The sequence below is a fragment of the Kribbia dieselivorans NBRC 106261 genome (genome assembly GCF_001552435.1).
Classification (GTDB): Bacteria; Actinomycetota; Actinomycetes; order Actinomycetales; family Dermatophilaceae; genus Kribbia; species Kribbia dieselivorans.
Window position 1 is genome coordinate 1 of the sequence record NZ_BCRE01000200.1, and the last position, 7,536, is coordinate 7,536.

The window sequence follows — 7,536 nt, forward strand, 5'->3', positions numbered from 1 at the left end:
GCTCCTAACCCCGGTCATGGTGGCCATGGCGATCATCGGTCTCGTGCTGTGGGCCGGCCGGATCGACTACGCCACCTACATGCGTGGCGGCGCCTACCTCTCGTTCGTCCTCGGCCCCGCCACCGTGGCGCTGGCCGTGCCGCTACACCGGGCGTGGCCGGCGATCCGTCGCCTGGCCCTGCCCATCGTGGTCGGGGTGATCTGCGGGGCCGCCGCGGCGATCATCGGCGCGGTGGTGTCGGTGCGGATGCTCGGCGGCACGGAGGAGCTCGCGTTGACCATGGCACCGAAGTCGGCGACGACCCCGATCTCGATCGCGCTGTCGGCGCAGGCGGGTGGGATCGCCGAGTTGACGGCCGTGTTCACGGTCCTCACCGGCGTCATCGGGGCGGCGTTCGGGCCGTGGCTGCTCGGGTTGGTCCGGGTGCGGGATCCGCAGTTGCAGGGGCTGGCGATCGGGGTCTCCTCGCACGGCATCGGGACGGCCCGGGCGCTGCAGGAGGGCCCGCTCATCGGGGCATTCGCGGCGCTGGCCATGGCCCTGTCCGGAGTGGCCACGTCGGTGTTGCTCCCGGTCATGTTGTTCCTGCTGCGCTGATCAGCGGCTAGCCTGCGCAGAGAATCGATCGCACGATCAGGGCCGGCACGCGGTCGGCCCGTTGCACCCAGGAGGATCCATGTCCGTCCATGACCACAAGGTGACCGCTGCCGATGGCGCCACCGTGTCCCTGTCCGACTACGCCGGGCAGGTGCTGCTCATCGTCAACGTCGCCAGCAAGTGCGGCCTGACGCCGCAGTATGAGGGCCTGCAGCAGTTGCAGGACGATTTCGGTGACAAGGGCCTGCAGGTTCTGGGCTTCCCCTGCAACCAGTTCAAGGGTCAGGAGCCGGGCACGAACGACGAGATCCAGCAGTTCTGCCAGGTCACCTACAACGTCACGTTCCCGGTGTTCGGGAAGATCGACGTCAACGGTCCGGATGCCGATCCGCTGTATGTCGAGCTGCGGGCCGCGGACGCGGGGGAGCTCACCCCGGAGTCGAACCAGCGCTTCTACGACCTCATCTCCTCGCAGTACCCGGAGTGGATCGGCACCGACGCGATCAAGTGGAACTTCACGAAGTTCCTCGTCGGTCGGGACGGTCAGGTCATCCGCCGCTACGAGCCGTGGGTGACCCCGGAAGAGATCGCGGCCGACCTCGACGCGGCCCTGGCATGACCTCCCCGAGCGCCGACCCGATCGAGTTCACCAGCGGCGGAGTACGGATTCGGGGCGACAAGTACCCGGCGGCCGACGAGACGGGCGTGGCCCTGCTGCTCCACGGCGGCGGTCAGACCCGGCACTCGTGGCGTCGCACGGCGGTCACGTTGGCCGAGCACGGCTGGACCACGGTCAACCTTGATGCTCGGGGACACGGGGACTCGGAGTGGGCCGATGACGGTGACTACTCGATGGACGCGTTCGTCGGGGACATTGCGACCCTGGTCGACCAGCTCGGCCAGAAGCCGGTGCTCATCGGAGCGTCGATGGGTGGTCTGTCGGCGCTGCTCGCCGTGGGCGAGGGGCGCGTTCCCGCCCGAGGCATGGTGCTCGTCGACGTGGTGCCGCGTATCGAGCCGGAGGGATCGCAGCGGATCCAGACGTTCATGACCAGCCACCCCGACGGTTTCGCCACGCTGGAGGAGGTGGCCGATGCGGTGGCGTCGTACAACCCGCACCGCCCCCGCCCGACCAACCTCGAGGGTCTAAAGAAGAATGTCCGGCTGCACGAGGACGGGCGTTGGCACTGGCACTGGGACCCGGCGTTCCTCGACTTCGGTGACGAGCCGAGCCGTGCCCTGCGCGAGCAGCGGTTCATCGCCGCGGCCGCGCAGGTGACGGTGCCGACGCTGGTCGTGCGCGGCGGGGAGTCCGATGTCGTCAGCGTCGGTGGTGTACAGGCGCTGCTCGACGTCCTGCCGAGTGCGCAGGAGGTGGTCGTGCCCAAGGCCGGTCACATGATCGCCGGTGACGACAACTCGGTCTTCGGAGCGCAGCTCATCACCTTCCTGGACGAGCTCGCCTGAGACCCGCTTCCCCACCCGCCGAGTGATGGTTTCGGGCCGCCTCCCGGGACGGGAGGCGGCCCGAAACCATCACTCGGCGGGGTGTGCCTCATCACTCGGCGGGGGTGTGCCTCATCACGCAACAGGGGTGTGTGTCAGCTGCGGTGGCGGTCGGCGATGGCCACGTACTCGTCGAGCAGGGCGGGCTCGTCGACGGTCGCCGGATTCGCGACGTCCTCGAGGGCGTGGCCCTGCAGGAGCCGCTTGACCGGCACCTCCAGCTTCTTGCCGGTCTTGGTGTGCGGCACGCCGCTGACCCGGACCACCTCGTCGGGCACGTGCCGCGGTGAGGCGAGCGTGCGGATGGCGGTGGTGATGGTCGAGGTCAGCTCGGGGGTCAGCTCGACGCCCTCGCGCAGGACGACGAACAGGGGCATCCAGTACGACCCGTCCTCCTGCTCCGCCCCGATGACCAGGGCCTCGAGCACCTCGGGCACGGTGTCGACCGCCGCGTAGATGTCGGCGCTGCCCATCCGCACTCCGTTGCGGTTGAGCGTCGAGTCGGATCGGCCGTGGATGACGACGCTGCCGCGCTCGGTGAGGGTGACCCAGTCGCCCTGACGCCACACGCCCGGGAACGTCGAGAAGTACGCCTCGGTCAACCGTGATCCGGTCGGGTCGTTCCACAGCCGCACCGGCATGCTCGGCATCGGTGTGGTGATGACCATTTCGCCGACCAGACCGACGACCGGCCGGCCGTCCTGATCCCAGGCCTCGAGTGCGACTCCGAGACCGCGAGCCGACAGTTCGCCGGCCCACACCGGCACGTTCGGGCTGCCGCCGACGAAGCCGCTGGCGATGTCCGTGCCACCGCTCATCGACCACACCGGTTTGTCGCCGATCTCGCGCGTCGCCCAGGCGTGGACCTCCGGCGCCAGGGGCGAGCCGGTGCTGCCCATGGCCCGCAGCGCACTCAGGTCGACCTCGACGGACGGGCGGAAACCCGCCGACATCGAGGCCTGGAGATAGCCCGGGCTGATGCCCAGGAAGGTGACCGACAGATCGGCGGCGATGCGCCACAGGGCCGACGCGTCGGGGTAGGTCGGAGCGCCGTCGTAGCAGACGATGCTCGCGCCGGTGGCCAGCGTCGTGGCCTGCAGGTTCCACATGACCCAACTCGGCGAGGTGTACCACATGAGCCGATCGCCCGGACCGACGTTGGACTGCAGGCTGAACGTCTTGAGCAACTCGATCAGCACCCCGCCATGACCGTGCACCAGACCCTTGGGGATGCCCGTGGTGCCCGACGAGAAGAGCACCCACAGCGGGTGGTCGAAGGGCACTCGGGTGAACGTCAGGGTCGGTTCGGCCTCGCCCGGTGCGACGCGTAGGGCGTCGTCCCAGTCGACCCAGCCCGACGGCGCTCCGGCTTGGCCCAGACGGGAGTGGAGGATGACGCCGAGCTCGGGGGACAGACCGGCCTCGATCTGCTGGATCGACTCGATGCGCCCGTGTTCGCGGCCGCCGAAGCGGTAGCCGTCGGCGGTGATGAGCAGGCGGGGACGCAGTTGGCCGAAGCGGTCGACGACGGCGGAGGCGGCGTAGTCCTGACCCACCGAGGTCCACGTGGCTCCGAGCGAGGCGGTCGCGAGGAACGCGATCACCGCCTCGGGGGTGTTGGGCAGGTACCCGGCGACGACGTCACCGGGGCCGATGCCGCGCCCGGAGAGGTGTGCCGCCAGCGCGGCCACGCGACGCCGCAGTTCGGCGCGGGTCAGGGTCTCACCCGGGCCGGCCTCGTCGATCCCGAGGATGGCGACCTCGTCGTCCGCGCCCTGGGCGAGGAGGTACTCGGCGTAGTTCAGCGAGGCCCCGGTGAACCACTGCGCGCCGGGCATCTGCTCGGTCGTGAGCACCTGTTCGTACGACGAGAGGCGGTCCAGGCCGAACCAGTCCCAGACCGCGCTCCAGAACCCCGCGAGGTCGTCGACCGACCACTGCCACAGGGCGGCGTAGTCGGACAGGTCGCGGCCGGCGCGCGGCGCGGCGAACTCACTGAAGCGGGTGATGTTGGCCGACCGCAGATAGTCGGGCGAGGGGGACCACAGCGGAGTGGGATCACGTCGTTGGGCACTCATGACGGCATTCAACCACCTGGCCCGAAGGCCTTGACATCGACGACGTCGCAGGCGAAGAATCAAGTAATCTATGATCCATAGATTAATGCGGTCCGGGACGCCATACCCGGGTACCCCGATGCGAAGGAGCATGCCTGTGAGCGCAACGATCGGTTCTGCCCTGGCCTGGTGGGCCACCAACACCCCCGAGACCGCCGCGTTCGTCTTCGACGACGACACCCTCGACTACGCCACCCTCGAGCACTGGTCCAGCCGCATTGCCCGTCACCTGCGCGACCACGGCGTGGCCGACGGCGACCGCGTGGCTCTGAGCGCGCCGAACAGCGTGCCGTGGCCCGCCGCCGCCCTCGGTGTCATCAAGGCCGGCGCGATCCTCGTGCCGCTCAACCCGCGCTTCACGCCCACCGAGATGCGCAAGGTGCTCGACGACGCCGGTGCGACCACGGTGATCGCCGACGACGCCGTGGTCCCGGACGTGCGGGAGGCCGGCGAGCTGGGGGAGCCGCTGCAGGTCATCGACTTCGCCACGATCGTGGGGCTGCGCGAGGGCGCCGGCGACACCTTCCGCGTCGACCCCGGTGAGGACGACCCGATCTCCATCATCTTCACCTCGGGTTCGACGGGCCGCTCCAAGGGCGTCATCCTCACCAACCGCCAGCTCATGGGCATCGTCTTCGAGGCCACCCTCGTCGAGGAGGGATTCCACCGCCGCAACACCGCGATCCTCCTGCTGCCGATGGCGTTCACCCCGGGTCTGGTGTGGGGTGTGATGATGACCACCGTGCTCGGTGGCACCCTCATCGTCGAGAAGCAGATCGTGCCCTCGCGCGCCGTGAAGCTCATCGAGGAGCACCAGGTCGAGGCGATCTTCGGTGTGCCGCTCGTCTACCAGGCGCTCGCCGCCGCGCCGGAGTTCGCCGACGCCGACCTGTCGTCGCTGACCTCCGCCGTGGTCGGCGGGGCGGCCGTGAACGTCGCCCTGCTCGAGGCCTGGGCGGCCAAGGATGTCGCGCTGCGTCAGATCTACGGCATGACCGAGGCCGGCGGTATCGCCACGGCCACCGCGGTGCACGAGTTCCGCGAGCACCCGGACAGCTGTGGCACCGGTGGCATCTTCACCGACGTCAAGGTCGTGCGCGCCGACGGCACCGACGCCGACCCGAACGAGAACGGTGAACTGGTCATCCAGGGCCCGGGCGTCACGCCGGGCTACTGGAACTCGCCCGAGATCAACGCCGACGTCTTCCGCGGCGGGTGGCTGCACACCGGCGATCTCGGCGCCACCGACGCCGACGGCCGCATCCGGTTCGTCGACCGTCTCAAGGACCTCATCATCACCGGCGGCATCAACGTCTCGCCGGTCGAACTCGAGCAGGCACTGGCCGACATCAAGGGCGTCACCGAGGTCGCGGTCATCGCCGCGCCGGACGAGAAGTTCGGCGAGACCCCGGCGGCGATCATCCACGGCGAGGGATTGACCGAGGAGTCGGTCATCGAGCAGATCTCCGGCGTCCTGGCCGACTTCAAGATCCCGCGCTACGTCGTGCTGCGCGACACCCCGCTGCCGCGACTGCCCAACGGCAAGCTCAGCAAGACCCAGATCCGCGAGGAATACCAGGACCTGGTCGTCACCCACCGCAAGGTCCGTTGAGGAGGACACCATGACCACCGACAACCTGACCGGCGAGCAGGTCGACAACTCGACCCTCGGCCTGGTCGACCGCGAGACCCGGATCCGACGCGCGCTGGAACACCTGCGCAACGACACCACTGACCGCTTCGATGACGTCGAGTACTTCACGGCCGACGAGTTCACCAGCGATGAGGTGGCGCGCCGCGAGCGCGACGAGATCTTCGGCCGCGTGCCGACGATCGTGGCGCACTCCTCCGAGGTCGCCAACACCTACGACTTCGTCACCGTGCGCATGCCGCGCAACACGATCATCGTCACCCGCCAGAAGGACGGCAGCGTCAAGGCGCTCGTCAACCACTGCCGGCACCGCGGTGCGCTGCTCGAGAAGGACCCGTGCGGCAAGCGTCGGCTCTTCTCCTGCCCGTACCACCGCTGGTCGTACGACATCGACGGCAGCCTGCGCACCATCACGCGCGATACGACCGTCGGTGACGTCGACACCAGCGAGCGCGGCCTGATCGAGCTGCCGTGCGAGGAACGGCACGGGTTCATCTGGGTCGTCGACCGCGCCGGAGCGTCGATCGACGTCGCCGACTGGCTCGGCCCGGAGATGGACGGCATCCTCGCCGGTTATGACCTGGGCGACCTGACGTGCGTGAAGTCGGAGGGCTTCACCGAGCCGTCCAACTGGAAGCTCATGCAGGACGCCTTCCTGGACGGGTACCACATCCAGTACGCCCACCCGAACACCGCGGCCAAGTACGTGCACACCAACGTCATGGCCCTGGAGGACTTCGGCCGGCACTGCCGGTTCGTCGCGCCGCGCAAGAGCATCGACAAGTGGCTCGAGGAGGACCCGGGCGAGCAGAGCCTGGGCGCCGACGTCACCGAGACGCACTTCCTCGGCCCGAACAGCACGTTGCTGCGCCAGCCGGATCACTTCCAGCTGCTGACCTTCCGCCCGCACCACGAGAACGCGGGCCAGTCGGTCATGGAGATGCGCCTGATCGTGCCGTCCGCCGAGAAGGCCGGGATCACCCAGGAACGCTGGGACTACCTCTGGGACAAGAACTGGGAGATCCTGCTCGCCGTGCTCCACGGTGAGGACTTCCCGGTCCTGCGCGACTCGCAGGTGGCCATGGCCAGCGCGGACGCCGGTTCGATGGTCCTGGGGCGCAACGAGGTCGGCAACCAGGTGTTCCGCCGGCTGCTCAAGGACCTCGTCCCCGGAGCCGACTCGGCATGATCGGATACCTCTGGCGCGAGCAACTCGACGCCACTGAACTCGGGCACGTCGAGGAGCTCGTCGCGGTCGCGGTCGCGGAGGACGAGGAGGCCGGGTTCTCGACGGCCACCCCCGCCGCGCCCGGCCGCGGTGCCGTCAGGCACCTGCTCGTCACCATCGCCGCAGCCGGCCAGCGGGGCAGTTCCGCGCTCGATGCGCTGCCCGACGTGCCCGTGGTCGCCTACCTGCGCCTCGACACCCACGACGGGATCGGCGACGCACAACTCGTCGTGCGACCGGAGTTTCGCTCGCATGGCATCGCGACGCTGTTGGCCGAATTGCTCGACGAGCAGCCCGACGGTTGGGCCGCCGTGCCCGGACTGCGCACGCTGCGGGCCTGGGCGCACGGCGCGCACCCGGCCGCTGACCGCATGGCCCAACGCTTCGGCGCGGCCATGGCGCATGGCGTGTTCCGCACGATCCGTCTCATTGGCGG

The 7,536-nt window shown here is 69.2% G+C and carries 7 protein-coding genes; 6 read left to right on the top strand and 1 reads right to left on the bottom strand.

Going from position 1 to position 7,536, the window contains the following annotated elements; translation table 11 throughout:
- The 3 genes from KD1_RS14100 to KD1_RS14110 form a co-directional block, all read left to right on the top strand.
- A partial coding sequence (locus tag KD1_RS14100; protein ID WP_157073373.1) for an LrgB family protein occupies positions 1-598 on the top strand: 598 nt, incomplete at its 5' end.
- 79 nt (positions 599-677) lie between these two features.
- Positions 678-1,217 carry a glutathione peroxidase gene (locus KD1_RS14105; protein ID WP_068402969.1) on the top strand — a complete coding sequence of 180 codons (540 nt, stop codon included), beginning with the start codon at positions 678-680 and terminating at the stop codon, positions 1,215-1,217.
- The gene (locus KD1_RS14110) at positions 1,214-2,065 is read left to right on the top strand and encodes an alpha/beta fold hydrolase (protein WP_068402971.1); all 852 of its coding nucleotides are present in this window, start codon (positions 1,214-1,216) and stop codon (positions 2,063-2,065) included. Before KD1_RS14105 ends, KD1_RS14110 begins: the two co-directional genes overlap by 4 nt.
- Before the next feature lie 134 nt (positions 2,066-2,199).
- Here KD1_RS14110 and KD1_RS14115 read toward each other — a convergent pair whose 3' ends face one another.
- Complete coding sequence (locus KD1_RS14115; protein ID WP_068402975.1) at positions 2,200-4,182, bottom strand: acetoacetate--CoA ligase; 1,983 nt, start codon at positions 4,180-4,182, stop codon at positions 2,200-2,202.
- Between the two features lie 136 nt (positions 4,183-4,318).
- Between KD1_RS14115 and KD1_RS14120 the strand changes: the two genes are divergently transcribed.
- From KD1_RS14120 to KD1_RS14130, 3 genes are all read left to right on the top strand, one after another.
- Positions 4,319-5,833 (top strand): class I adenylate-forming enzyme family protein, encoded by a 1,515-nt coding sequence (locus KD1_RS14120; RefSeq protein ID WP_068402977.1) that lies wholly within the window; start codon positions 4,319-4,321, stop codon positions 5,831-5,833.
- A 10-nt stretch (positions 5,834-5,843) separates the two neighbouring features.
- Positions 5,844-7,061 (top strand): aromatic ring-hydroxylating oxygenase subunit alpha, encoded by a 1,218-nt coding sequence (locus tag KD1_RS14125; RefSeq protein ID WP_068402979.1) that lies wholly within the window; start codon positions 5,844-5,846, stop codon positions 7,059-7,061.
- Positions 7,058-7,536: GNAT family N-acetyltransferase (locus KD1_RS14130; protein ID WP_502690825.1), on the top strand; the 479-nt coding region annotated here is incomplete at its 3' end. The genes KD1_RS14125 and KD1_RS14130, both read left to right, overlap by 4 nt.

Bases quoted from the DNA above. Each gene is read 5' to 3' on its own strand.
- KD1_RS14110 (WP_068402971.1), top strand. From the start codon at position 1,214: ATGACCTCCCCGAGCGCCGACCCGATCGAGTTCACCAGCGGCGGAGTA.
- KD1_RS14105 (WP_068402969.1), top strand. From the start codon at position 678: ATGTCCGTCCATGACCACAAGGTGACCGCTGCCGATGGCGCCACCGTG.
- KD1_RS14115 (WP_068402975.1), bottom strand. From the start codon at position 4,182: ATGAGTGCCCAACGACGTGATCCCACTCCGCTGTGGTCCCCCTCGCCC.
- KD1_RS14125 (WP_068402979.1), top strand. From the start codon at position 5,844: ATGACCACCGACAACCTGACCGGCGAGCAGGTCGACAACTCGACCCTC.